This window comes from uncultured Campylobacter sp. (assembly GCF_938039245.1).
In the GTDB taxonomy this organism is placed as follows: Bacteria; Campylobacterota; Campylobacteria; order Campylobacterales; family Campylobacteraceae; genus Campylobacter_A.
In genome coordinates this window covers 40,791-64,906 of the sequence record NZ_CALHVN010000065.1, presented here as the reverse complement: position 1 = coordinate 64,906, position 24,116 = coordinate 40,791, and the positions used below count along the sequence as shown (strand labels likewise).

Below are 24,116 nucleotides of genomic sequence, written 5' to 3'. Positions count from 1 at the left end.
CGTCCCAACTAACGCGCACGAATTCCTCTTTGCCGCGCAGTTCGCTCTTTGCCGCACCTTTGGCTTTCAGGTAGCTTTTGCGCACCATCGGATATAGCACGCGAGCCTCGTTTTGCACGGAATCAGGCAGGCTATAATTCATCGTATTTGGAAATTTATCGCCCTCGAAATCGCTAACGGAAACTATCTGATTTGAGTTGGTATTTGCCCAAAAAAGCCCGAATCTGTTCGCGCCGAATACCTTTTTGTTATCAAAAATCGTCTGCGTAACGCCCTCTATCCTACTAGCCTGCGCAGCCGTAGCCGCCAAGGCCGAAAATTTGATGAAATCTCGTCTTTTCATCGGTTTCTCCCTTATTTAATTCTCGCAGGAGCAAGCCCCCGCGCCTTGCGCTTGCAGTCGCGAAGTCGCAGACTCAAGCAAAGCCAAATCGCCGATACTTGCGATCGGCACGATTAGGCAACTCGTTTTCCGTTATTTACTTTTACAACCCATATTTTATTAGCGGCGCTCGCTTTTTTGTAACGCGGCTCTTTAGCGAGCAAGACGCCGCAAATTTAAGCCGGTAGCGTTAAATTTGCCGCCGCAAAACATAAAATCCAAATTTAAAGAACAAGCGTCGCTAAATTTTACATTTCAAGCGACGAGCAAATTTGATCTGGGCGCTAAGCCCTATTCTACCGCTTTTGCGTTATGCTGTAGGTATTTAACGATCAAATTTAGCTCCGTCTCCTCTAGCGAGACGTAGTTCGTATCGATCATCGACTGCAAATTTGCCGGCCACTGAGCCGCCGTAAAGCTGTTTGGCTCGTGCAAGCGGTGGCACGCCGAGCAGGTCTCCTCGTACTTTTGCTGAGCTTGTTTATATAGCGCGTTTGCGTCGCTACCTAGCGCGTCTGCGGCGACTTCGTACGTGCCCTCGACCTCATACCAAAGCTCGCCGTAGTCGTCCTCGACCTCTTTTATTTTCTTAAAATTCGCCTCGCTCTCGGCATCAAAAACCGTAAAAATCTCGGCATTTTTGACGCTTCGCTGTATCTGAGCCAGGTAGTTTGCCGAAACGGCGCCTTTTACCTTGATTTTAGCCTTTGCGCCGTCTTTGGAGACAACCTCAACCGGCGTTAAAACCTCGATCTTGCCGACCTTTTTACCGTCTAGCGATATGTCGGTCGTCTTTGTTAAAACCTCGGCGTTTAGGCTTATCGCCGCCGCACAGGCCGCGACCAAAACGAATTTAAAACTTTTCATCGCACTTCCTTAAGAAAAATTATTAATGTAATTTTATAAATTTACGGCTTAAAATTACATCGTTATATTTTATTACGAAGCGGGTTTTGTATATTAAAAGAGTAAAATTTGAAGTTAGAGCGCGGCAAACCGAGTCGAATTTGAGCTTTACTCAAATTTGCCGCGAGAGCTACGCACGCGGCGACGTGATCTACGCGCAGAAGTTTAAATTTTATCATTCTGCTGCGCGGCAGAGCGAAGCTAAACTGCTACGAAAACGGCAAAGAATTTATCTTTAGCTTCGTAAAAAGCGGCGCCTACGTCTGCCTCGATAAAAACACGAGCCTTGAAATTTTAAGCGACTGCGAGACGCTGCAGATCAATATCTCGGAGCTTTTCGAGCTGCTCGGAGATGAGTTTGCAAGCTCGATCATAAACGCGCTCATTAAAAACCTCCACTCGCAGCGGATTTTAATAAAAGAGATCGTCTTTGCGAAAATCCAGACCTGGATTTTAAATTTTTTAAATCACATTGCAAACGCCGATAAGATCGTGGAGCTTCCCTTTAATATAATGACGCTGGCAAGCCTACTTGGTGCGCCTCGTCAAAACGTCTCCTCAGCGATTACAAAGCTCGTTAAATTAAAGGGCAATAGAATTAAAATTTTGTAGTCTGAATCTGCGCGGCGGTCTAAATTTAAACGATGAGGGATATTTTGAGCCAAACCGACTCATAAAATAAAGGGCTAAACCAAAATGGAATTAGCCCTAAATTTAGGTTATTCGTGAAGCGATAGACGCGCAAAAGCTACGGTTTAAAAAATCGAGCCTCTGCTTGCAGGTCACAACGGATCGTCTCCAAAGCGGTTGCGTCCGTTAGTGCCTTGCTGTACGAAAAATACGATCAGTATGATCGAGCCTATTAGCGGGATAAGATTTAATAGATAAAACCAGCCGCTTCTATCGGTATCATGCAGGCGCCTTACCGCTACGGCGATAGAAGGCAAAAGCATTGCCAACAAAAAGATTAAGTTAATAAAACCGATCGTTTCGCCGGAACTAGTAACGGTATATGTGCCTAAAAAGCCGTCTAGTACCGACGTTACTATTCCCAAAAGTACCCCAAATAATGTGAACCACCAATACTCTGAACGCGGCGCGCGCCCCTCAAAGTTACAATAGTTTTCTTTCAGACAAGTTCGCACCGACTCCATAAAAGTCATTCTCAACTCCTTTTTTAAAAATATAGTAAATTATATAGCAACATGGCTTAAATTTATCTTTTATATTGATTAAATTTTAAAATTATGCCCCCCCGAATTTAGGCGAAATTTAAAGACAAGCTCCGCCGCAAAAGCAAGCCGCATCAGTCCATAGGATCGTTATTCATCTGCCTTACGTGCATACCAAGATGCGCCAGATCGTAGTTGTTTCGTGAGGCGCGAAATTCCGTCGTGCCATAAACTGCGCCGATGCCGAATATCGCCGTGATCACCGAGCCAATATTGGATGCAAGTAGATAAAGCGAGGAATTTAGCACGCTTAAAGCGATATCTATGATGCTTAGCAGTGCAAATACGTAAAACGCTCGCAGATAGGTTTTTTCGCCCGAGCAGTCGGAAAGCTCCTTGCAAACCAAAAGCGCAAACGGCAAAAAAACGGCGGTACAAAAGGTAGCCAAAGCCGTTAGCAGCATAGAATTTTCGAAAAAAACGCGTCCTACAAGCACCAGAGCGTTTAAATACCAAAATACGCCAAATATCGTGAAGTTAAAAAGTAGCCTCTTTGAGCGCATGCTTCTGGAGGCGAAATACAATCCCACGGCAAAACAGATGGTAGCTATGAATGAGATATTGCCAACTTCCTCCGCCTTGACGGAATCAATATAATACGCCGCAACGTTTAATAAATTTAACCCAAGCGCGATGTAAAGCGGTACTTTGGCATTTGATAGACTCTCCGCGCTCCTATCGTCCCGCTCATATACGAAATCCACTTCGCCCAAGCCTAGGCGCGCATTTTGCTCCCGAACCATCGAGCCGAGTTTAAAAAAATCGCTAATAAGCCAGATCAAAAATATCACATTCGGCAGGGAAAACACCATAAAAGGATTTTTTAGATTTGCAGCTACCTCCTGCACATCCGAGGCGGTAATATTGGAATCTGGGCGTAGCTGAGCCATAATCTCGATAAACAAATCGCTTTGTATCAGTAAAAACGCCCCCGCAAGCACTGCCCATATTATAAACCCCAACCCTCCTAAAAGCTGAAATACAGCAGAGACTATGCGTCCAAGATAGAAGCGGTGCGCTCCAAAAGCGCCCAAAACGACGTAAAACGCATAGGCCTTATTTATATCGTAAGCCTTAGCCGCGATATTGGACGAGGCGGTGTATCCGCCCTCATAATCGCCGTTAAAATTTGAACCACCGCCGTTAAATTTTAAATTGCCGCCGCCGTTATTAAAATTTGAGCCATTGTCTGCGTTAAAATTTCCGCCGCCAACGCTTCCGCCAAAATTTGCGCTACTGCCTGAAACATTAAAATTTACGCTGCCGCTAGCCGCGGTAAAATTTGAACTTCCGTTTGCGCCGCCCAGGCTGCTGCCGAAATTCGAGCCGCCCGAGTTACCAAAAGTGCCGGAATTTGCGCCCGAGAAGCCCGTTTGTGACGAGGCAGCTTCTGCTTGGTCTAAATTTGCGCCTAAAATTTCATCGTTATAATTTTCGCCGGTCGAGCTTTTTAAAATTTCATCGCCCGAGCTTTGCTGCGCATCTTTTAGGTCAGAGCTTTCCTGTGCCGCAGCTAGCGGCTTTTGGGAGTTTAAATTTACTGCCTTTTTTTTGATATTCGCAAGGCAAGCGGGGTTAGTTTCGCCGCCCCAGATGTCATTTCCCATCCTAGCTCCTTAATTTTTGGAGTAATTTTACCCGAAATTTAAAGAATTTGCGTTACTCTACGGCAAATTTTAACGGAGGAAAAATGAATGAAGCAAAGTTTATGAACGAAACCGCACCTTTTACCTTTATTTTGGCTTTTGCGCCGTCCTTAGAAACAACCTCGACTGGCGTTAAAATCTCGATCTTGCCGACTTTTTTACCGTCTAGCGATATGTCGGTCGTCTTTGTTAAAACCTCGGCGTTTAGGCTTATCGCCGCCGCACAGGCCGCGACCAAAACGAATTTAAAACTTTTCATCGCACTTCCTTAAGAAAAATTATTAATGTAATTTTATAAATTTACGGCTTAAAATTATATCGTTATATTTTATTACGAAGCGGATTTTGTATATTAAAAGAGTAAAATTTGAAGTAATAGCGCGGCAAACCGGGCCAAATTTGAGATTTACCCAAATTTGCCGCGAAGGTAAAAGCCGCACGAACGGCGGCTAAATTTAACGAGCGATTAGTGCTTTTTAAGCCCCATCGCAGCGACGTCTAGCGCGATCTCTTCGTTATTTATCGTGATTAGTCCGCGCTCTAAAATTTTGCTTGCGATCGCGTGCGCTTCGTCAAGCGAATGCATCTTGTACGTGCCGCACTGATACTTATTTAGCTCGGGGATGTCTTCTTGGTTTTTGACGCCTAGGATATCCTTCATCGACGCCGTCCACGCGGCCTTGACCGCCTCCTCGCTCGGCACGCCGATAACGCTCATATAAAAGCCCGTTCTGCAGCCCATCGGCGAGATGTCGATGATCTCGGCGCCCTTGCCGTTTAGGTGATCTCGCATAAAGCCTGCAAACAGATGCTCTAGCGTGTGAGTGCCTTTTTCGGGCAGGATTTCTTCGTTTGGCTTGCAAAAACGCAAATCAAACACGCTTATATCGTCGCCTTTTGGCGTTTTCATCGTCTTTGCCAGACGTACGCCCGGCGCCTTCATCTTCACGTGATCGACGCAAAAACTATCTAGTAGAGGCATATTTTCTCCTTATTTTTAACATAAATTCGGCGTGATTTTAGCTAAATTTGCTAAATTTTAGCTCAAATTTGAGTTGATTAAAAGTCGGCATTAGCTCGACTAGCTATGAAGCGGTTTTGACAAAATTTGCGCAAACGCCGCGCGCTAAAATCGCTTTAATGCTCTAATATGGCAAAGTCAAATTTGAAAGAAAAAGCGTTAAATTTGAAAGAAAAATCGGGCAAAAAGCCCGACTAGAAGTATTAAATTTTAAGCAAAATGAGGCTTGATCTGCTCTATCCAAGCGCTGATTCTAGGCTCGGTTTTTTCGCTTTCGTTGTCCGCATCAAGAGGCAGACCGACGAATTTACCGCCTCTTACGGCTTCTGATTCGTCAAATTTATATCCGTCCACGGATACTGCACCCACGACGTTTGCGCCAGCTTTTACGACCTCGTCGTATAGCTTGCCCATCGCACCGCAAAAGCTATCTGCGTAGCTCTCGGCATCGCCCGTGCCAAATATCGCAACCGTCTTGCCGCTAAGCTTTAGTCCGCCAAAATCAAACGCGTCCCAGTCGTCTTGCAAGTCGCCCGTACCCCAGGTCGAAACGCCCAAAATCAGCTTATCAAAGCCGTTTAGCTTAGCCGCGTCGCAGTTTGCTACGTTTAAAAGCTCGTTTTCTAGCCCCAAATTCTCGGCTAAAAAGCTCGCCGCCTCCTCAGTATTTCCCATACTGCTTCCAAAAATGATACCTATCATTTAAATTTCCTTTAAAAAATATGATGACTTATCGTGTAGGGCACCAGTCGCAGCGATCCGCCGCATCCGCACTCCCGTCTGACCTCGATGTAGCGCGAGAAATTCGCATTTCTCGGAGCTACGATAAACATCCTGTCAAACTCTCCGCCGCTAAGCGCCTCAAAGCCTCTAGCGATCTCGCAGTTAGCCAGATGAAACCGCTCTTTGGTTATCTCCTTAAAGCACGGCATAACGCCGAAAAGCTTGCGCCCGCCCTGCTCTGCAAAGATAATCCCGTCTTGAAAATAAACGTTTTTATCAAAATGTTTGGCGCGTATTTTATCATAAACAAACTGAAAAAACATTATGTCCGCGTCAAAACATATTCCGTTTTGGGATTTTAGCATGAGGATTAGCTTAGCAGCCGGGTGCTTGGGAGAGACGGCTAGCGGCGGGACGGCGTCAAATTTGCCTGTTTTATAGGCGCGGATGACGACGTTTGAGGCGATACAAAAGCTTGAAATTTTACTTCGGCTAGGATTTTTAAACTCGCATAGATCCTCTATGCGTTTTAGAAAAATTCCCTCCAAATTTAAGCCTGAATATGCATAAGAAAGAGGGATTTTTAGCTCGCGACCTGCGCAACAGTTGTATAAATTTATAAAAATTCGGGCTTTATTTACCGCGTCAAGCCCTGAAAAAATACTTGGAGTTATTTCTCCAATACCTGATAAAAAGCCGAATTTCATCTATTAGTCTTTTGCCTTGCAGCATCCAAATTCCTTATCTAGCCCAAAGACTTTGCAATACTCGCTAAACACGCAGCTGACGCTTCTTTTGGCGCAGACGATCGGGATATTGCGCTTTTTAGCTTGGTTTTTTATCGTTTTCATCGTGTTGTGGTTTAAAAAACTGGTTAGCATCACGACGCACTCGGTATCTTGCGGGATTGGTTTGCGATTTACGCGGTTTTCGTTGCGCGCGTCCCAGTGCTCGATCGCTTCTGCGCCGAGGTCTTTTAGGACTGCTTTTATAGGCGTTATCTCGTCGGCTCCGATAACTAAAACTGACATTTTGGGCTCCTGTTTATTTGATTGTGATTATTATAAAATAGCTTAGCTAAAAAATAGCTTAGTTATGAGAGTTGTTATCATTTAAGTAGAAATTCGTAACGTTTATTAAATTTATTTGACCAGGTCAAAGAAATCGTCGCATAAAGCCGCCCAAACCTCGTTAAATTTTGCCGAAATTAAAGCTCATAAATTTAAGAGCTTTGCCGGCTTAAAAAATGCGGTTAAAAATAGTAGCGCCAAAAGCCCTGCAAACCGTAAAATTTACGCAAATTTATCTAAAGGCGCAAAGTAAATTTACGCCCTTTGCATCTAAAAACTACGACAGCGCCGCCTCAACCGCCGCGTCAATGTGTATCTGCGTCGTATCAAAAAGCCGCAAGTCCGTATCCGTCTGCGATACCAGCATGCCTATCTCGGTGCAGCCAAGTATCGCTCCTTGCGCGCCGCGCGACCTAAAATCCTCGATGATACGCAAGAAATTCGCCTTTGAGCTAGGCGCGATTTTGCCGTAGCAAAGCTCCTCAAAGATGACGCGATTTATTTCCGCCATATCCCCCGCGCTTGGCAAAAGCACCTCCGCGCCGCCCTCTATCAACCGACTCTTGTAAAAATCCTGCGTCATCGTATAAACGGTGCCGAGCAGCCCTACCTTGGCGACGCCTGCATTTTTTAGCGCTTTTAGCGTGGCATCCGCGATGTGCGCTACGGGCACGCTAACGGCGCCTTGCACGGCGTCAAAGCACCTGTGCATCGTGTTTGTACAGATGAGGATAAAATCCGCCCCACCGCCTTGTAAAATCCTCGCGTGCCGAGCCAAAATTTCGCCCGCGTCCTCCCATCTGTTTTCGCGCTGGCAGGCCTCGATCTCCTCGAAATTTACGCTACTTAGCAGTATCTCCGCGCTGCTTAGCCCGCCTAAGCGCTCGTTTATTTTGCGGTTTATTTGCTCGTAATACGTTATCGTAGACTCAAAACTCATCCCGCCGATTAGGCCGATTTTTTTCATTTTTTCTCCTTAAATTTCGGCGATTTTACGGTTTTAAATTAAATTTGCTCTAAATTTAAATTTGGCCCGCCGCGTTAAATTTGGCAGTAATCGCCTAAAATAACGAGCATAAATTAACCGCATAAATTTTTTAGCCTGCGACGAAAATGTGGTCAAATTTTAGCGCGCTAGCGACCTAAATTGCGTGTAAATTTTATCGGCTAAAAGCGGCATTTTAATTACTTCGCGCGGGCGGATTAAATTTACGGCTTTTCGGTTTGGCAAAGTTTTATTTTTTGCAAGGTAAAATTGCCTGCAAATTTTACCCGTTTGTGCCCGCGTTTTTGGTGAGCTTCGGCGTCTTTTAAATGCTAGCTTGACGCCCAAGCCGCCTCTATTTTACGCCAGCAAATGCCTAAAACCCGCGTTTTGGCGTCAAATTTCGCCTAGAATCCGCTCCTTGCCGCGCAGACATCGCCGCTTTACGTTTTAGCGCTTTAATCTCGCGCCGTGAAATTTAAGCACCGTTTGCGCGTAGCCGTTTTGCGCGGCAAAATTTCTAAATTTTCGCAGATTTTGTTTGACTTTTTATCGCTTCGCCGCTTTTTTGAGCTTTGTGCACTAGATTTTCCCGCCGAAGCGGTATAAATACCGAAAATTAAGGCTTTAACGCTAAATTAAGCGGCGCAAATTAGCCCCGCGAATTTAGCTAAATTTACTCCCTCGGCAGTCCGTTTTTATCAGACTTATCGCTGATTAGCTTGCCCGCTTCGTCGTATTTTTTGGCGCGGATGAGCCTGCCGCGCTCAAACTCGCCCTGGGCTTCGAGTTTACCATTTGCGTAGTAGTGGCGCGCCTCGCCGACCTCCAGCCCGTCCTCAAACATCACTCTGGCTTTTAGCTTGCCGTTTTCGTGATACTCCTCGTACAGTCCGTGATAGCGCCCGTTTTTAAACATCACTTTCGCCGCTAGCGCCCCGCTCTCGTAGTAGTCCAACCCCGCGCCCGTTTGGCGGCCATCTTTGTACTCGTATTCGCCTCGTAGCTTACCGCTCGGGTAATATTCGCGCGCGACGCCGTCCTTCTCGCCGTCTTTGTAATTTTCTACCACGCGCGTTTCGCCGCTTTCGTAGTACCACGTCTCCGCGCCTTCTCGCTTGTCATTTTTGTAGGTTCGCTTGCCGCGGATTTTGCCGCTTTTGTAGTAGTCGACGTCCTCGCCGTTTCGAAGCCCGCCGACGTACGGACTGCGTGCGCTAACCTCGCCGCTAATGTAATAGTCCGTGAAAATGCCCTCTCGCTTGTCCGCCTTGAAAAAGCCCTCCTGCTTTAACGCGCCGCCTTCGTCAAAGTAGTAGCGGCGGTAGCGCCCGTCGCGGACGTCATTTTTGTATTCGCTCTCGCCCATCAGAGCGCCGCTATCTGCGTGGTAGTGCTTAGCCGTGCCCTCGCGAACGCCGTTTTTTAGGGGATATTCGTTTGAGGGTTTGTCCCTGCCGTCAAAATAGTCCCTGTATCGCACCGCCGTGCCGCCCTGCACGTCTATCTCGCGTATGAGCGTGGGCGGCAGAGGCTTTAGCCTCGGATAGACAATGCCCATCGCATTTACGTCATATAGGTCCTCGACGCTGTATCGAAGCATCTTTAGCGTGCCGTCGTAGAGCTTGCCTTTTACGTAGTAAAGGCCGTTTTTTAGGCTCGCTTCGGGCTTCATTACGATTTTTGGCTCTAGAGCTTGCGCACCGATGACTAGAAACGGAAGCAAAAATAGAAATTTTAGGATTTTCACGGTTTTTCCTGCTTTATTTGGTTTTGGTAATTTTAAAATTTGAAATTAAATTTAAGGTGAAGGCGCGATTATTTCGGATGAGTTAAATTTTAGAATTCGCGTCAAATTTAGCCGTCTTTTAGCGCCTCTGCGACGACTGCCCAATCTTGCACGAGCCTTTCAAAGCTAAAATTTGCGTTTGCGGAGCTAGTCGAGGGTAGTTTGACGGGCGGTTTGCCAGTTGCGTTTAAAATTTGATTTTTTAGGTATTTTTCGCAGATTTCATGCGCCTTACCGCCGTTTGCGAATACCTGCGCTATGTACGTGCCGCTAAAGATCGGCTCTAAATTTGCAGGCGCGACGGCGGTCATTTTAGCATCGCTCGAGCCCTTTATCTCGCACGAGATCGCAGCGTCGTAGATAGCGATGCGGTAAGCGAGCAGGAAATTTATCTTTTCATCCGTGCTTGTAGGCAGCGGAGCGTTTAAAATCCCGGCCAGCACCCGCCAAAAGCGATTTTGCGGATTTGCGTAGTAAAAGCCCAGCTTGCGAGAAACGACGGAAGGGAAGGAGCCGAGGATTAAAATTTTAGAATTTTTATTAAAAATTGGTTTAAAAGGATGGGTTTGGCTCATTTTGCGCCTTTTAAATTTGCCGCGTTAAATTTAAAATTTCAAATTTGAAAGCAAATTTAACCGCCCGAACGAGCGGCTAAATTTACAGATATTTTCCATCGCCCGTCAAATTTAGGCGAGAGAAATTTGCGCCCTACTCAGCTGCGGTATCGGCAGAGGCATCCTCGGCGCTTTCAGGCGCGCTAGACTCGACCTCATCGCTAAAATCAGCCAAGCTTAGCCGTTTTAGCTGGCGGTAGCGTCTTTGCGCGTCGGCCTTGTTTTTAGCCAGCAGCTCGTCGGCGTGCTCAGGGTTGGTTTTCTTAAGCGAATTGTAGCGAACCTCGTTTAGCAAAAACTCCTCGTAAAGCGACCAGTCGGGCTCTTTTGAGGTCATTTTTAGCGGATTTTTGCCCTCTTTGATTAGGCGCGGATCGTAGATGTAGGTCGGCCAGTAGCCGCATTTGGTCGCTAGCTCGCCTTGACCTCCGGAGTAGGCCATGCCGCCTTTTATACCGTGCGCGATGCACGGCGAATACGCGATCACGAGGCTAGGTCCGTCGTAGGCTTCGGCTGCAGCGATGGCTTTTATCGTGTTTGCTTGGCTCGCGTTTGAGTTGATTTGAGCTACGAAGATATTTCCGTATGTCATCGCGATGTAGCCCAGATCTTTTTTTTGCATCGGCTTGCCGCTAGCGGTAAACTGCGCTATCGAGCCCGCGCGGCTTGATTTTGAGCTTTGACCGCCGGTGTTTGAGTAGACCTCGGTGTCAAGCACGAGCACGTTTACGTTCTCGCCGCTAGCTAGTACGTGGTCAAGCCCGCCAAAGCCGATATCGTAGGCCCAGCCGTCGCCGCCGATGATCCACTGGGATTTTTTGACGAGATATCTTTTTAGCTCTAAAATTTCTTTCACGCCCTCTACGTCTAAATTTTGCTCCAAAATCGGCGTTAAAATTTTAGCGATTTGCGTCGTTTTCTCGCCGTCGTTTTTATGCGCGATCCAGTCGGAGTATAGCGCGGCTAGGGCATTTGGCGCGTCGTCTTTGGTGCGTAGCATTACGTCTTCGATGCGGTGGCGCAGCGTCTCTACCGCGACGTTCATGCCCATGCCAAACTCCGCGTTATCCTCGAACAGCGAATTCGCCCACGCTACGCCCTTGCCCTCTTTGTTCGTCGTATAAGGCGTCGAAGGCGCGCTGCCGCCGTAGATCGAGCTACAACCGGTGGCGTTTGCCACGATCATGCGGTCGCCGAATAGTCTCGTGACAAGCCCGATATAAGGCGTCTCGCCGCATCCGGGGCATGCGCCGTGAAACTCAAATAGCGGTTGCGCAAAACCCACGCCCTTGACGCTATCTTTGCTCATTAGATCGTCTTTGTAGGTTACCTTTTTAAACAAATAATCGGCGTTTTCCTGCTCGTTTTTCTCCATCTCCTCGCCCAAAGGCACCATGACGAGCGATTTTTCCTTGCTCGGGCAAATTTGAGCGCACAGCTCGCAGCCCGTGCAGTCAAGCGGGCTAACTTGGATTTTGTATTTTAGCCCTTTTACCTCTTTGCCTTTGGCGTCTAGGACGTGATCTTGCACCGTTTGCGGCGCGGCGGCGAGCTCGTTTTCGTCGATGAGGAACGGCCTGATGACCGCGTGCGGGCAGACGAAGGCGCACTGGTTGCACTGGATGCAGTTGCCCTCGATCCACTTCGGCACCATCACGCCGATGCCGCGTTTTTCGTAGGCCGTGGTGCCTGATTTAAAGTGTCCGTCCTCAAAGCCAACAAAGGCCGAAACTGGCAAGCTATCGCCCCTGGCGGCGTTGATAGGCTTGACGATTTTTTCTATAAATTCGTCGCCGACGTATTTTTCCTCCGCGCTCGCGTCATCCGTCAAATTTGCCCAAGACGGATCAACCGCGACCTTAACCAGCCCGTCCGCTCCCATGTCGATGGCCTTGTAGTTCATCTCCACGATCGCTTCGCCCTTTTTGGCGTAGGCTTTGTGCGCGTACTCTTTCATGTATTTTTGCGCGTCGGCAAACGGGATGATGTCGGCTAGCTTAAAAAACGCCGACTGCATGATGGTATTCGTGCGGTTTTTTAGCCCGATCTCGCGAGCTAGCTTGGTGGCGTTGATGATGTAGAAATTTACCTTTTTAGCGGCCAAAATTTTCTTTACTTTATTCGGCAGTTTAGCAACCGTCTGCTCGGCGTCCCAGATCGAGTTTAGCAGGAACGTCCCGCCCTCGCGGATACCGTCTATGACATCGTAAATTTCAAGATACGCCGCGACCGAGCAGGCTACGAAGTGCGGATTTGAGACAAGGTAAGTCGAGCGGATCGGGTTTTTACCGAAACGCAGGTGCGAGCGCGTGTAGCCGCCGGATTTTTTGCTGTCGTATGCAAAATACGCCTGCGCGTAAAGCTCGGTTTTGTCGCCGATGATTTTGATGGAGTTTTTATTCGCCCCAACGGTACCATCCGCGCCAAGTCCGTAAAATAGGCACTCTTTCACGCTTGCGTCGCTTAGCGAAATTTTATCGCCGACTTTTAGCGAGGTGAAGGTCACGTCGTCTTCGATACCGACGGTAAAGCCGTTTTTTGGCTCACTTAAATTTAGATTTTCAAAGACGGCTAGCATTTGCGCAGGATCGACGTCCTTTGAGCTTAGACCGTAGCGGCCGCCCACGATCACGGGCTGATTTTTTCGTCCGTAAAACGCCGTCTTGACGTCCAGATATAGTGGCTCGCCGAGGCTTCCGGGCTCTTTGGTGCGGTCTAACACGGCGATCTTTTCTACCGTTTCAGGCATCACGTCAAAGAGGTATTTTAGGCTAAACGGACGATATAGATGCACCTTTAGCACGCCTACTTTTTCGCCCTTTGCGCGTAGGTGATCGACGACTTCTTCTAGAGTTTGCGTGACAGAGCCCATCGCGACCACAACGCGCGTAGCGTGCGGATCGCCGTAATAATTAAACGGACGATAATCGCGTCCCGTGATATTTGAAATTTCTTTTAGATACTCGGCCACGATATCAGGCACGGCGTCGTAGTAGCGGTTAGCTAGCTCACGCGTTTGGAAGTAGATGTCGTCGTTTTGCGCCGTACCGCGAGTTTTCGGGTTTTCGGGGCTTAGCGCCTCGTCTCTAAATTTTTGTAGCGCTTCGCGGTCAAGAAGCCTATCAAAGTGCGCGTAGTCAAGCACCTCGACCTTTTGTATCTCGTGGCTCGTGCGAAATCCGTCGAAAAAGTGCAAAAACGGCACGCGACCCTTGATCGCCGCTAGATGCGCGACGCCCGCGATATCCATGACTTCCTGCACGGAGCAGCTTGCCAGCATCGCAAAGCCCGTTTGGCGACAGGCATAAATGTCCTGATGGTCGCCAAAGATAGAAAGCGCCTGAGCCGCGATAGAGCGCGCGCTCACGTGGATGACGCCTGGTAGTAGCTGGCCTGCGATTTTGTACATATTCGGGATTTTTAGCAAAAGTCCTTGCGAAGCCGTGTACGTCGTAGTTAGCGCGCCTACTTGCAGCGAGCCGTGTACGGTGCCCGCAGCCCCGCCCTCGCTTTGCATTTCGACTACCTTAACCGGCATGCCGAATAAATTTTTCTTGCCCTGAGCCGCCCACATATCGGTGTAGTCTGCCATCGGCGAGCTAGGAGTGATCGGGTAGATGCCCGCAACCTCCGTAAATGCGTAAGCCGCGTGCGCCGCAGCCTCGTTTCCGTCCATGGTTTTCATTATTTTAGCCATTTTTCCGCCTTCAATTTTCTTACGATTTTTAAAAATCTTTTATTATAGAGCTAGTTTCCAAAATATCTAATTAATCAGCTAAGTTACATTTTCAAAAAAGCCTAAATTTAATAATCTAAAGCCCTAAATTTGACCTGGTGGCCGATTTTAAAAGCCGTTCGAATTTAAAAAAACTATGCGTAAATTTTATCTGCGTTAGCCGTGATTTTCGTCTTATGCCTTTACGCCGCAGCGAATGAAAATCGTAAACAAAGCAAAATTTGAGATAGCTAGCGCAAGAGGGCGGCCGCCTATCATCGCCGTCTCGCGACGCGGTTTCATAGTCATCGCCCGAAACAGACTTAAACTCGGCAGAAAATGAGCCACCGTACATACGGGTAATCTTGGTCACGGACGCCAAGTTGCTGTTTTACGGCTACCTGAGCGATGAGTCGCATAAAAAGATCTTGGGTATGGATTTTGACGGCGTTTATCTTAATGCAAACAATGCACTTGAGTCCTAGAAGAAAAGGGAAGCGCATCGGTAAGTCAAATTTGCCTCTTTGCCCTGGCTCTTGCAACAAATTTGATTTAAATTTGGCTTGTCGTACTTATCGCTACGCTTTATAGACGGTTAAATTTGCCAACTCAATCAAACGCTAAAAATAGCCGTTTATCAAGCTAACTACAAGTTTTTGATCGCTGCTAAAATCTAAATTTATTCTCTACGCTATAAATTTAACCGCCTCAAATGCGTTTTTAAAGATCAAATTTGAATGCTCGCGCAAATCAGCCTCCTTGCCGTAGCCGCAAGCCAGCCCGACGCCGGCGATGCCCGCACGCTTCGCCGCCTCCAGATCCATCGTCGTATCGCCGATCATGAAGGCGCTCGCCCTATCTTGCGCGCTTGTCTTGCCTAGGCGCTCAAGAGCCCTGTTTATGGGCTCAGGGTCAGGCTTTGGATTTACGACGTCGTCTCTGCCGATCACGGTTTTGATAAATTTCATAACGCCCAAGTGCTCAAGCAAGATGACCGAAAATTTCGATGTTTTCGTCGTCACGACACCCACGTCCGCAACCTCGCTAGCAAGCGCCAACGCGCCCGCCGCACCCTCAAGCAGCGATGTTTGCTCCAAAAAAATCTGCTCATAACGCGCCTTATACGCGGCGATATAGTCAGGCACGAGCTGCATCGACGCGCCAAGTCCGGCAAACATGACGTCAAGCGGATGGCCGACTAGAGCCTTGATTGCCTCTGGCTTTGGAGCAGGCTCGCCGTGAGCGCGAAACGCCGCGCCAAATCCATCAAGGATCGCGGGCGTCGAGTCGATAAGTGTACCGTCTAGGTCAAAAAGTATGGTTTTTTTCATTTTGCTTCTTTCTTTTTTGATTGCGCTGCCGCAAATTTGATGACATTTTCGCGTCAAATTTACGTTTTAATAGATTTTGATTTTACTTTTTGTATTTTAAAATTTGCCTTAAGTCGGCTTTTTAAAATTTCAAATTTTCATCGTTTTGGGTTTTGATTTAAATTTTATGCTATCGCGGTATAGGCATTAAAATTACGGTTTTCTTAAAATACCATTACGTCAAATTTTACTTTCAAATTAGAATTAAAATTTAAAATATTGCAGGCAAAATTTCTCGCGCTTGCGCATTTTTATGCAAATTTAGTAAGGTCAGCTTGCGGATCAAATTTAACCCATCATAACCATACAAGCAAATAAGTATAAAATATGCAAGAAAACCGAGTGATTAAATTTGCTCGTCTTATCTTTTGTCTTGATATCGGATGCTAAGCTGCGGCGACGGTATAGAGATACCTTTGGCGTCAAATGCGAGCTTGACGCTCTCTAACATAGCAAACTGCACATCCGAAAAATCATCGCTCGCACACCAAAATCTAGCGGTCAAATTTACGCTATTTTCACCCAAACTTCCGACGCCGACGAATGGCTTTGGCTCTTTTAGTATCTTTTTATTTTCGGCAGCTAGGTTTAAAATAATCTCTTTTGCAAGCTTTAAATCGTCTTTATAATCTATGGAAAATATGAGCTCGACGCGCCTGGTGCCTTCTTTTGAGAAGTTTATTATATTGCTACTTATGATACGTCCGTTTGGGATAATGATAGTTTTGTGATCGGTCGTTCGCAAAACGGTACTAAACATATTGATCTCTTTGACCGCGCCTTGCACGCCTGCGACTTCTATGTGGTCTTTGAGTTTAAACGGTCTAAAAAATATTATCAAAAACCCTGCGCCGATGTTTGAAAAAGTATCCTTAAATGCCATACCGATAGCAAGACCGATAGCGCCTAGCGCAGCAACAAACATAGACGTCTCTACGCCCAAATTTGCGATCGCAGCTATAATCACAAAAGCCATAAGAAGCGTTTTTATGATATTTAGTAAAAAATTTGAAAGGGTTTCGTCAAGTCTAGAGGAAGTGACTAATTTTGATATAAAATTTGAGACTTTAGCTACTAGCCATTTGCCTATAAACAAGATGGCGATAGAGCCTAAGATTTTTAAGGAATAGGACGAGATTAATGACCAAATAAGTTCAAATTTAATCTCATCCATGCATTATTAAGCTAGGCTAATTATTTGTTAAATCTAGCTTCAACGCGTCTATTCTCAGCGCGTCCTTCTTTTGTTTTATTTGAAGCGACAGGTTTAAGCTCGCCGTATCCTACGGTAGTGATCTTATCTGCGCTTACGCCAAGTTCTTCAAGAGCTTTAGCAACTGCATTTGCTCTTTTTTCAGATAGTTTTTGGTTATAAGCTTCAGCGCCAATGCTGTCTGTATGTCCGCTTAGAACTACACGGTAGCCTGGATTTTCACCCATGAAGTTAGCTACTTTTTTGATCTCTTCAAGATATTTTGGAGTTATTTTGTAGCTATCAAATGCGAAGTTTACGCCAATATCTCTAAGAACGATAACCTTCTCGCATCCAGTCTCGTCAACTACTACGCCTGCCGGTGTATTTGGGCATTGATCGACATCGTTTAAAACACCGTCGTTATCATCATCAAGGCTTACAGGAGCTGAAACAGGCTCAGCTTTTGGCGCCTCTGCAACTACAGGAGCATTTTTAGCACCGAAGCCAACTGCAAAACCTAGCGTATAGAATAGGTTGTGATCTGCATGCTCAAATTTAATAGCATCTACCGCTTCAGCGCGTAGAGCAAAGTTATCGGTAATTTGATATCTCAAACCAAGGCCGTATTGACCAAAGCCGCCGTCATCGTTTTTGACGAATTTTTTTGAGACATCCTCATATCCAGCGCCAAGCAAGCCGTAAAGAGATAGTTTTTCAGTTAGACCAAAATCTTTAATAGCATTAACGAAATATCTAGTAGCCTTTCCGTCCACGCCATACTCTCTTATCTTGTTAGTGTGGCTAAGACCGAGTTCTACGTGGTCTATAAAGAAATTCTCAAGGTTTCTTCCGATTCTTAAACCTATAGCCGATTGTTCATTTGTTCCCAAATTTCCTTCAGGATGAACGCCGCCTATTGTCGGAGTTAGTTCGTAATTGTAAGCTGAATCAGCGGCAAAAAGCGCAGTAGCAGCAACTAAAGCAAGAGCAATCTTTTTCATAAGTTATCCTTTCTTTTGTCCCGTTTTTTCACAAGACTATTTTTTGATTTTATCACTAATTTATAAATCTAAATTTAACATACAACTTGAGGCATATCAGTCTTTCCAAACTATATACCTCATCTCCAAAATCTAAAAGCCGACGAAACGGCTTTAACAAACTATTAGCGTTTAGAGAATTGCGGGCTTCTTCTAGCTTTTCTTCTACCGAATTTCTTACGCTCGACGACGCGTGAGTCGCGAGTTAGTAGGCCTTTTGGTTTTAGAGTCGCTCTAAAGTCGGCGTCAAATAGAGCCAATGCTCTTGATATACCGTGTCTTAGCGCCTCAGCCTGAGCAGAGTATCCGCCGCCTAGAGTCGTTGCAGTTACGTCTACAGAGCTCTCTTGTTTTGTTAAAAGCAGAGGTTGAACCACTTTTAGTTTGATAGCCTCGTGTCCGCCGAGCCAAGTGTTTAGATCAAGTCCGTTTACTAAAATTTTACCGCTGCCAGATTTTATCCAGACTTTTGCTACGGCAGTTTTTCTTTTACCGGTTGCATAAACTTTCGCCATGATTATTTTCCTTCTTTTTTAGCTATTTGAGCCGTGTGCGGATGCTCGCTGCCGGCGTAAACTTTTAGTTTTTTTATCATCTCTCTACCGAGTTTTGTTTTTGGAAGCATTCCGCGAACGGCTAGCTTGAACAGTTTTTCAGGTTTGTCAGCTAAAAGCTCGCCGAATTTCTCGCTCTTCGTGCTACCAAAATATCCCGAATGGCGGTGATAAAGCTTTTGCTCGGCTTTATTGTTGCCTGTAAATTCGGCTTTAGAAGCGTTGATTATGATAACGTAATCGCCGCAATCGACATTCGGAGTGAAATTTGGTTTATGCTTACCGCGAAGCAGCGTAGCTACCTCGGTTAGCAATCTACCAAAACGCTTGCCTGCCGCGTCAAGCACGATCCACTCGCGCTCCACCTCGTTTGGTTTTGTTATTTTAGTCATTTCTTACCCTTTAGATAATTTTAAGTCGTGATTGTATTCAAATGCACCTTATAAATAGCTTAATTTAAGCTATATTTAAATATCAATGCTTCGAATTTCGTCCCGCAAAGCGTAAAATATCGCCGCCCTCACGCTCAAATTCGGATAAATTTGAGCTAGTATTTTTTTGTACTCCTCAACCTGCGCGATATTTTCATCTATACTTTTATCGCTCGTTTTATAGTCGATCACGCAGATTTCATTTTCGTCCAAGCAGAGCAGATCAAGCTGCTTTAGTGCGCCCTCAAAGCGCAACGGCTGTTCTTTCAATATCCTTTTTGCTTGCGTCATTTGCTTAAATTTAGGCTCGTTTATCAAATTTAGCCCGCGTGCGTAAATTTCATCCAGCTCGCCCTCGTCCAAAAATTTATGAAAAGCGTTTCGCATCGAAATTTGCGCCGTTTTTAGCGAGCTCTCGTCGAATTTTTCTGCCATTTCAAGCAGATAGTGCAGCGCCAAACCAAAATAAATCGCCTTTTGATTTTTGCCCTCGGTTTTTGGCGTTTCATCTACGATTTGCTTTGAAATTTGAACTAGCTCTATAGGCTCAAATTTGCCCGGCGCCGTCAAATTTCGCGCCTTGCTAGGCGTAGGCTCGCCGAAGCTAAAATCAACCAAATCAAGATACTCTATAACCTCGCCGCTACTCTCGTACGCCCCAAAAAAGCTCGGGTTTCTGCCGTTTACGCCCGTTTTTTTAACGATGATTAGCCCCCCAATCGCCCGAGTTAGCGCGACGTAGAGCTTGTTCATATCCTCTTCGCGCTCGAGCCGCGCCGCCTTTTCTTTTAGTTTTGCAAAATCCTCGTCGATGCACTGTTTTTTGACGTTGTGTCGCACCTGCCAGGAGCCCGTACCCGCGTCATATTCCGCGATGAAATTTGACCCGTCGTGCCGTCCGGCGCCCATTTTATCGCACACGATCACGTTTTCAAACTCCAGCCCCTTTGACTTGTGCACGGTCATTATTTTCACGCCCTCGCCGCTTTTTGCGCTCGCTTTAGCTTCAAATCTATCAAGATTATAGACAAACTCGGTCAAATTTGAATACGGCTGCGCTAGCTCAAGTAGTCGCAAAACGTCCGCATCGCTCATATCTACGCCGAGCCTGACCGCTAGATAGTGCAAGCTTTCAAGCGCCGATTTTTGCGGATTTATGCTTAGTTTTACGGCGTTTACGTCCAGGATCGCTTCGGTATTTAGCTTGTAAATTCGCTCGCCGAATAGACAAAATTTAGCGTATTCCGCTACCGCGCGCGCGTTTTTGCTCGCCAATAGCGCCGTCACGCCCTCGCTCACGCTTTTTACGCCCGCCTCGCTCAGCAAATTTGAGATTTTATTTATATCGTCGTTTTTCCAGCAAAGCACGGTGATATCGTCCTCGCAGACCCCTTTTTCAAGCAGAAATTTAACCTGTTGCGCCGCTTCTGCCGCTACGTCATCGCCGCTGCTTACCCGCACGAATCCAACATCGTCCGCCTCCGCCTCAAAATACGGCATCTGCCCTACCAAATTTACCCGTTCGCCCTCTTTTTGTGGCGTTCTTTGCGGTTTAAAATTTTCGATCTTGCCCGCAAATACGGCGTTCGTAAATCTAACCAGCGCCTTTTTACTACGGTAATTTACCTCCAAATTTTGCGCTTTGATCTGCGGGAAATCTCGCATCAGCTTGGCGAAAAGCTCCTTTTTGCCGCCGCGAAAACGGTAAATGCTCTGCTTTACGTCGCCGACGTAAAAAAAGCTGCCAAGCCCGTTTTGTCCGTATCCGGCGACGATTTCTTCGATGAGCGGACGCATGATCTCGTACTGCGCGACGTTGGTGTCTTGAAACTCGTCTATTAACAGGTGATTTATACGTCCGTCGAGCCTAAAATAAAGCATCTGCGCGTCCGTTTCGCCGCCCCTTAAAAGCTCGTAAACCAGGCGCGTCACGTCGCTAAAAGCGAGCGAATTTAGCCTTTTGTTTAGAGAGATTTTGCACTCTTTGTAGATTTTTAAAAATCTAGCCAGCTCGGCGATTTTATACTCCTCCAGCGCGTCAAAATAGCGTTTTAACCGCGCTTTTAACTCAAAAAACATCTCGTCAAGCTCCGGCGTATAAATTTTAGAAAACGTACGATAATCAAGGCTCGCGCGCGACATAAAAGAGCGAGACAAAATTTCGCCGGGGCTGCCCTCTTTTACGGCGCTTTGCGCGTCTTTGCCGCCGCCTCTAGCTAGGACGTATTCGCGCATATTTTTTAGCGCTTCCGCAACGCCGCTTTCGTTTGGAAACGCCGCATTTTCGCTGCTTTTTAGCTCGCCGAAATTTTCGTAAAACATCTCCAAACTCTCAAAAAAGCTACTCTGGCTGCGCTCAGCCGTCGCTATCAAATTCGCAAGCGATTTTAATAGCCGAATATCCTTGCTTACGCTCGCGACGAACTCGCCCCGCTGCAGCTCGTTTAAATTTTCGCTCACTTCAAAATCCGCGCTTAGTCCCAAATTTAAGCAAAAGCTGCGCAAGATGCCGACGAAAAACGAGTCAAACGTGCCGATTTTTAGATCGCTTTCTAAAAAATGCGTCGCCCGAGCGTCGCGCATAGCTAAAATTTCATCCCTGCCCGCGCCCAAAATTTGTTCCAGCTCGGCTAGTTCGGCACCCTTTTCCTCGAGCTGCAAAAAGGTCTGCACGATGCGCTCTTTCATCTCATTAGCGGCCTTTTTAGTAAAGGTCAGCGCCGTGATCTCGCGCGCGTCGGCGCCCGATAGCAAAATCGCGATAAAACGCACGCTAAGCGCAAAAGTCTTGCCGCTGCCCGCACTCGCCTCGAGGGCCAAAAACGGCTTCATAGCTCGCCTTTCACTAAAATTTTATAGTCTTCGTATTCGCTCATCGCGCCCTTCGCCTCCCCGAAATTTATCGGCGTATTATTGATGGATTTTAGCTGCTCGATCGCCTCTGCAAGCGCGTCCGTGCTAGCCTCTCCGGCTACCAAATTCATATTATCTTTTAGATCGTAAAAATACCCCTCGCAAGGCCTACCCACTAGCGCCTCGTAAAAGGGCAGTTGCAAGGATTTGGCGTCAAATTTTCCGCTTTTATAGTCAATCACCGCCAGCTCGCCGCCGCGCCAGTCTATGCGGTCGATTTTACCCGTTATGCGTACGCCTGCAAACACGCTATCAAGCTCTTTTTCAAGTCCCTGCACGCGCCATCCCGCCTCATATCTCGCGTCCTCTACGGCCTTAAATTTTTCCATCTTTATCATCGTTATCTCGCGCTCTAGCGGCGGCGTGTTTAGCTCTCTTAACACCGTTTCAAATTTAGCGAGGTCAAACCTCTCAAATTTAGAATAATACTCAAAAAGCGCCCTGTGCAGCGAGTTGCCAAAGTCCGCCGCGGACGCCGTTTGCGGCATAACGGGCGGCTTTACGTTCAAAATATATCTGTAATAATACCGCCGCGGGCACTGCAAATAGGTGTTTAGCCTGCTAAAAGAGAGCGGGATAGCGAAAAAATCGTGCTTGACGATGATGTCTTGCTCGAAAATTTTAGGCTTTGCAGGCGTTTTTCGCGTAAATTTTATAAAATTTAGCGCTTGCGGATTTTGGCTCGACGTTTCGTTTTGCGCGGCGTTTTCGTCAAATTTACCGACTAAATTTGCGTCCGAATCTAGCTCGCTCTCCGCGCCAAATTCAAACAAACTCCGCTCCTTGGCGGTTTTTGTTTGCTTAGGCTTAGCCTCGTTCTTTTCGTCAAGATGCGGGTTGATCTCGGCCTCAAATTTCTGCTCGTCCGCAAATTCGCCGTTAAACAGCGCCGCATAGCTCTCGTCGCTAAATCTCGCGTCCTCCACGGCGTTAAATTCGCCGAGAAATCTCGACGCGATTTTCTCCTCGTTTGCCGCGTAGCATATCGCCGCTTTTTTCGCGCCGCCGATTAGGCTCTCGTAGTAAAATCTCTGCAAATTTTCGCGGTCTACGTAACCGATGAGGCCCGCTTTTTGACGCACGCGCGAGCTTAAAAACATCTCGTTTACGCTGCGCTTTGGCACCAAATCGTCGTTAAAATCAAGCACTATGACGCCCTCAAATTTAAGTCCGCGACTCTCCAAAACGCCCATGACACCAATCTTGCCGCCGCCTACGTGGTCAAGCCTAAGCCTGGCTAGCTTTATCAAAAATATCTCGCAAATTTGACGCAGCGTAAAGCTAAAATACCTAGCCAAACTTTGCGCGTAAAATAGCTCCTCGCGCGCTTTTTGCGCGGCGGCCGGGTCGCTCTCAAGCGCCAAAATCTCCTCCATAAGCGCCCTAAAATCCTCAAACGAGCAAGGCGCCTCAAAGCTGTTTTTAAATTTAGCAAACAGCTCGGAGCCGGCGCCAAGCTCGTGCAGATTAAACTCGAATTCGTTAAAACTCGCGTAGTTATCCTCGCTCAAATTTATGCGGATTTTGTCGTTTATCGCGGTTACTATGCACTTTAAAATTTGAAAAAACCGAGTTCGCGTGAAGCTCTCACCCATCGCAAAGTTAAACATCTTGCCGCGGTCGTGCAAGCGCAAGATCTCGGCAAAGCTCTCATCGGGCAGGATAACGGCGATATTTTCGGGCTTGATGCCCCCTGCGACGAACTCGCTAGCCTTTGCCATCGCGTAGGCCGCTTGCAAGCTTCTAGCGCTAAAGCTTCTTTTTAAAACGAGCGGATTTTTGCGCACGGCGCCCGTTTTTTTTAGCTCGCGCGAGCTCAAATTTAGCTCAAATTCGCCGTATAGGCTAAACTCGCTAGCGTCAATGCCCGAAATTTCGGCTAGTTTTAGGATCAGTTTTTTGTTAAATTTACTGGTTTGAAAGATAATTTTTAGCGTCGTTAGCTTTGCGATCTCGCTAAACAGCTCCCACTCAAATTCGCTCAAAAAGCCGTCCACCTCAAGATAAATCTCGCGAAATTCTCTGACGAACCCGCCGTTTAGCCGGCAAATTTCAGGTAGCGCGATGCCGTCGTATAGATTTTCGGCCGCGAGCAGCTCCTTATATCGCGCAAGCACCGCCTCAAGGATACCCAGATGCTCCTCGTAATCGGCGTAAATATCGCTAAATTTCAGATCCGCCACGCTCTTTTTACTGATGGCGAGCTCCTTAAAAAAGCTAAAAAGATAGTCGTTGTTTTTCAAAAACGCAAAAAACTCGGACGGGATACGCAGCCGCTCGGAGGCCTCTCTCACGCTCGCGCAGGCTCGCTGCATCAGCACCAGCGCGTACGCCTCGTCTGCCTCAAAGCGCCCCGGCATCAGCACGGCCTTTTGCTCAAACTGCGCTATCGTCATGGCCTTTGGCACGAGTTCGTTTTGAAATTTCGCGTTAAATTCGCGGATCTTTCGCGAGTTGGTAAAGATATAAAGTTTGTCTAAATTTTGCATAGAGGCTCTTTGTTTTTTGGCGAAATGATAGCCCAGAGCGG

At 46.9% G+C, this 24,116-nt stretch carries 22 protein-coding genes and 1 pseudogene; 2 read left to right on the top strand and 21 right to left on the bottom strand.

The window, feature by feature from the left end; all coding sequences use genetic code 11:
* Both Q0218_RS11550 and Q0218_RS11545 read right to left on the bottom strand, forming a co-directional pair.
* Positions 1–343: pseudogene (locus tag Q0218_RS11550) on the bottom strand (trimethylamine-N-oxide reductase); the annotation flags it as partial.
* Positions 344–673: 330 nt separating this feature from the next.
* Complete coding sequence (locus Q0218_RS11545) at positions 674–1,249, bottom strand: hypothetical protein (protein ID WP_297969736.1); 576 nt, start codon at positions 1,247–1,249, stop codon at positions 674–676.
* 86 nt (positions 1,250–1,335) lie between these two features.
* Here Q0218_RS11545 and Q0218_RS11540 point away from each other — a divergent pair, with 86 nt between their 5' ends.
* On the top strand, positions 1,336–1,527 hold the full coding sequence (locus Q0218_RS11540; RefSeq protein WP_297969735.1) for a hypothetical protein: 192 nt from the start codon (positions 1,336–1,338) through the stop codon (positions 1,525–1,527).
* Between the two features lie 18 nt (positions 1,528–1,545).
* Here Q0218_RS11540 and Q0218_RS11535 read toward each other — a convergent pair whose 3' ends face one another.
* From Q0218_RS11535 to nifJ, 12 genes are all read right to left on the bottom strand, one after another.
* Positions 1,546–1,674: a hypothetical protein gene (locus tag Q0218_RS11535; protein ID WP_297969734.1), complete on the bottom strand. Its 129-nt coding sequence runs from the start codon at positions 1,672–1,674 to the stop codon at positions 1,546–1,548.
* Positions 1,675–2,070: 396 nt separating this feature from the next.
* Positions 2,071–2,451, bottom strand: coding sequence for a DUF805 domain-containing protein (locus Q0218_RS11530; RefSeq protein WP_297969733.1), 381 nt, complete (start codon positions 2,449–2,451; stop codon positions 2,071–2,073).
* Positions 2,452–2,594: 143 nt separating this feature from the next.
* Positions 2,595–4,127 (bottom strand): NINE protein, encoded by a 1,533-nt coding sequence (locus Q0218_RS11525; RefSeq protein WP_297969732.1) that lies wholly within the window; start codon positions 4,125–4,127, stop codon positions 2,595–2,597.
* A gap of 52 nt (positions 4,128–4,179) precedes the next feature.
* Positions 4,180–4,425 carry a hypothetical protein gene (locus Q0218_RS11520; protein WP_297969730.1) on the bottom strand — a complete coding sequence of 82 codons (246 nt, stop codon included), beginning with the start codon at positions 4,423–4,425 and terminating at the stop codon, positions 4,180–4,182.
* Positions 4,426–4,632: 207 nt separating this feature from the next.
* A complete protein-coding gene (gene luxS / locus Q0218_RS11515) occupies positions 4,633–5,148 on the bottom strand; it encodes an S-ribosylhomocysteine lyase (RefSeq protein ID WP_297969728.1) in 516 nt (171 codons plus the stop codon).
* Positions 5,149–5,397: 249 nt separating this feature from the next.
* Positions 5,398–5,889 carry a flavodoxin FldA gene (fldA, locus tag Q0218_RS11510; RefSeq protein WP_002953717.1) on the bottom strand — a complete coding sequence of 164 codons (492 nt, stop codon included), beginning with the start codon at positions 5,887–5,889 and terminating at the stop codon, positions 5,398–5,400.
* 11 nt (positions 5,890–5,900) lie between these two features.
* Complete coding sequence (locus tag Q0218_RS11505; protein WP_297969726.1) at positions 5,901–6,617, bottom strand: hypothetical protein; 717 nt, start codon at positions 6,615–6,617, stop codon at positions 5,901–5,903.
* A gap of 3 nt (positions 6,618–6,620) precedes the next feature.
* Positions 6,621–6,941: a DUF2325 domain-containing protein gene (locus Q0218_RS11500; RefSeq protein WP_297969724.1), complete on the bottom strand. Its 321-nt coding sequence runs from the start codon at positions 6,939–6,941 to the stop codon at positions 6,621–6,623.
* A 316-nt stretch (positions 6,942–7,257) separates the two neighbouring features.
* On the bottom strand, positions 7,258–7,947 hold the full coding sequence (locus tag Q0218_RS11495; protein WP_297969723.1) for an aspartate/glutamate racemase family protein: 690 nt from the start codon (positions 7,945–7,947) through the stop codon (positions 7,258–7,260).
* A 694-nt stretch (positions 7,948–8,641) separates the two neighbouring features.
* Positions 8,642–9,715 (bottom strand): toxin-antitoxin system YwqK family antitoxin, encoded by a 1,074-nt coding sequence (locus tag Q0218_RS11490; RefSeq protein ID WP_297969721.1) that lies wholly within the window; start codon positions 9,713–9,715, stop codon positions 8,642–8,644.
* Positions 9,716–9,822: 107 nt separating this feature from the next.
* Positions 9,823–10,329, bottom strand: a complete 507-nt coding sequence (locus Q0218_RS11485; protein ID WP_297969719.1) for a DNA-deoxyinosine glycosylase — start codon at positions 10,327–10,329, stop codon at positions 9,823–9,825.
* A gap of 133 nt (positions 10,330–10,462) precedes the next feature.
* Positions 10,463–14,065 (bottom strand): pyruvate:ferredoxin (flavodoxin) oxidoreductase, encoded by a 3,603-nt coding sequence (nifJ, locus tag Q0218_RS11480; protein WP_297969717.1) that lies wholly within the window; start codon positions 14,063–14,065, stop codon positions 10,463–10,465.
* A 235-nt stretch (positions 14,066–14,300) separates the two neighbouring features.
* Between nifJ and Q0218_RS11475 the strand changes: the two genes are divergently transcribed.
* Complete coding sequence (locus tag Q0218_RS11475; protein WP_297969716.1) at positions 14,301–14,426, top strand: hypothetical protein; 126 nt, start codon at positions 14,301–14,303, stop codon at positions 14,424–14,426.
* A 343-nt stretch (positions 14,427–14,769) separates the two neighbouring features.
* Here Q0218_RS11475 and Q0218_RS11470 read toward each other — a convergent pair whose 3' ends face one another.
* The 7 genes from Q0218_RS11470 to Q0218_RS11440 all read right to left on the bottom strand — a co-directional run bounded on the left by Q0218_RS11470 (position 14,770) and on the right by Q0218_RS11440 (position 24,075).
* On the bottom strand, positions 14,770–15,414 hold the full coding sequence (locus Q0218_RS11470) for an HAD family hydrolase (RefSeq protein ID WP_297969714.1): 645 nt from the start codon (positions 15,412–15,414) through the stop codon (positions 14,770–14,772).
* A gap of 400 nt (positions 15,415–15,814) precedes the next feature.
* Complete coding sequence (locus Q0218_RS11465) at positions 15,815–16,549, bottom strand: mechanosensitive ion channel domain-containing protein (RefSeq protein WP_297969712.1); 735 nt, start codon at positions 16,547–16,549, stop codon at positions 15,815–15,817.
* A gap of 98 nt (positions 16,550–16,647) precedes the next feature.
* Entirely contained in the window at positions 16,648–17,649 is a 1,002-nt protein-coding gene (locus Q0218_RS11460) for an OmpA family protein (RefSeq protein WP_297969710.1), read from the bottom strand.
* A 164-nt stretch (positions 17,650–17,813) separates the two neighbouring features.
* Complete coding sequence (gene rpsI / locus Q0218_RS11455) at positions 17,814–18,203, bottom strand: 30S ribosomal protein S9 (RefSeq protein WP_297969708.1); 390 nt, start codon at positions 18,201–18,203, stop codon at positions 17,814–17,816.
* 2 nt (positions 18,204–18,205) lie between these two features.
* On the bottom strand, positions 18,206–18,634 hold the full coding sequence (gene rplM, locus Q0218_RS11450) for a 50S ribosomal protein L13 (protein ID WP_002949135.1): 429 nt from the start codon (positions 18,632–18,634) through the stop codon (positions 18,206–18,208).
* A 75-nt stretch (positions 18,635–18,709) separates the two neighbouring features.
* On the bottom strand, positions 18,710–21,505 hold the full coding sequence (locus tag Q0218_RS11445; RefSeq protein ID WP_297969706.1) for a RecB-like helicase: 2,796 nt from the start codon (positions 21,503–21,505) through the stop codon (positions 18,710–18,712).
* Positions 21,502–24,075, bottom strand: a complete 2,574-nt coding sequence (locus Q0218_RS11440; protein WP_297969704.1) for a PD-(D/E)XK nuclease family protein — start codon at positions 24,073–24,075, stop codon at positions 21,502–21,504. The genes Q0218_RS11445 and Q0218_RS11440 overlap by 4 nt, the downstream gene beginning before the upstream one ends.
* Positions 24,076–24,116 lie beyond the last annotated feature (41 nt).

Coding starts and splice junctions, on each gene's coding strand:
- Q0218_RS11545 (WP_297969736.1), bottom strand. CDS start 1,249: ATGAAAAGTTTTAAATTCGTTTTGGTCGCGGCCTGTGCGGCGGCGATA.
- Q0218_RS11535 (WP_297969734.1), bottom strand. CDS start 1,674: ATGAGCGCGTTTATGATCGAGCTTGCAAACTCATCTCCGAGCAGCTCG.
- Q0218_RS11530 (WP_297969733.1), bottom strand. CDS start 2,451: ATGACTTTTATGGAGTCGGTGCGAACTTGTCTGAAAGAAAACTATTGT.
- Q0218_RS11525 (WP_297969732.1), bottom strand. CDS start 4,127: ATGGGAAATGACATCTGGGGCGGCGAAACTAACCCCGCTTGCCTTGCG.
- Q0218_RS11520 (WP_297969730.1), bottom strand. CDS start 4,425: ATGAAAAGTTTTAAATTCGTTTTGGTCGCGGCCTGTGCGGCGGCGATA.
- luxS (WP_297969728.1), bottom strand. CDS start 5,148: ATGCCTCTACTAGATAGTTTTTGCGTCGATCACGTGAAGATGAAGGCG.
- fldA (WP_002953717.1), bottom strand. CDS start 5,889: ATGATAGGTATCATTTTTGGAAGCAGTATGGGAAATACTGAGGAGGCG.
- Q0218_RS11505 (WP_297969726.1), bottom strand. CDS start 6,617: ATGAAATTCGGCTTTTTATCAGGTATTGGAGAAATAACTCCAAGTATT.
- Q0218_RS11500 (WP_297969724.1), bottom strand. CDS start 6,941: ATGTCAGTTTTAGTTATCGGAGCCGACGAGATAACGCCTATAAAAGCA.
- Q0218_RS11495 (WP_297969723.1), bottom strand. CDS start 7,947: ATGAAAAAAATCGGCCTAATCGGCGGGATGAGTTTTGAGTCTACGATA.
- Q0218_RS11485 (WP_297969719.1), bottom strand. CDS start 10,329: ATGAGCCAAACCCATCCTTTTAAACCAATTTTTAATAAAAATTCTAAA.
- nifJ (WP_297969717.1), bottom strand. CDS start 14,065: ATGGCTAAAATAATGAAAACCATGGACGGAAACGAGGCTGCGGCGCAC.
- Q0218_RS11475 (WP_297969716.1), top strand. CDS start 14,301: ATGAAAATCGTAAACAAAGCAAAATTTGAGATAGCTAGCGCAAGAGGG.
- Q0218_RS11470 (WP_297969714.1), bottom strand. CDS start 15,414: ATGAAAAAAACCATACTTTTTGACCTAGACGGTACACTTATCGACTCG.
- Q0218_RS11460 (WP_297969710.1), bottom strand. CDS start 17,649: ATGAAAAAGATTGCTCTTGCTTTAGTTGCTGCTACTGCGCTTTTTGCC.
- rpsI (WP_297969708.1), bottom strand. CDS start 18,203: ATGGCGAAAGTTTATGCAACCGGTAAAAGAAAAACTGCCGTAGCAAAA.
- rplM (WP_002949135.1), bottom strand. CDS start 18,634: ATGACTAAAATAACAAAACCAAACGAGGTGGAGCGCGAGTGGATCGTG.
- Q0218_RS11445 (WP_297969706.1), bottom strand. CDS start 21,505: ATGAAGCCGTTTTTGGCCCTCGAGGCGAGTGCGGGCAGCGGCAAGACT.
- Q0218_RS11440 (WP_297969704.1), bottom strand. CDS start 24,075: ATGCAAAATTTAGACAAACTTTATATCTTTACCAACTCGCGAAAGATC.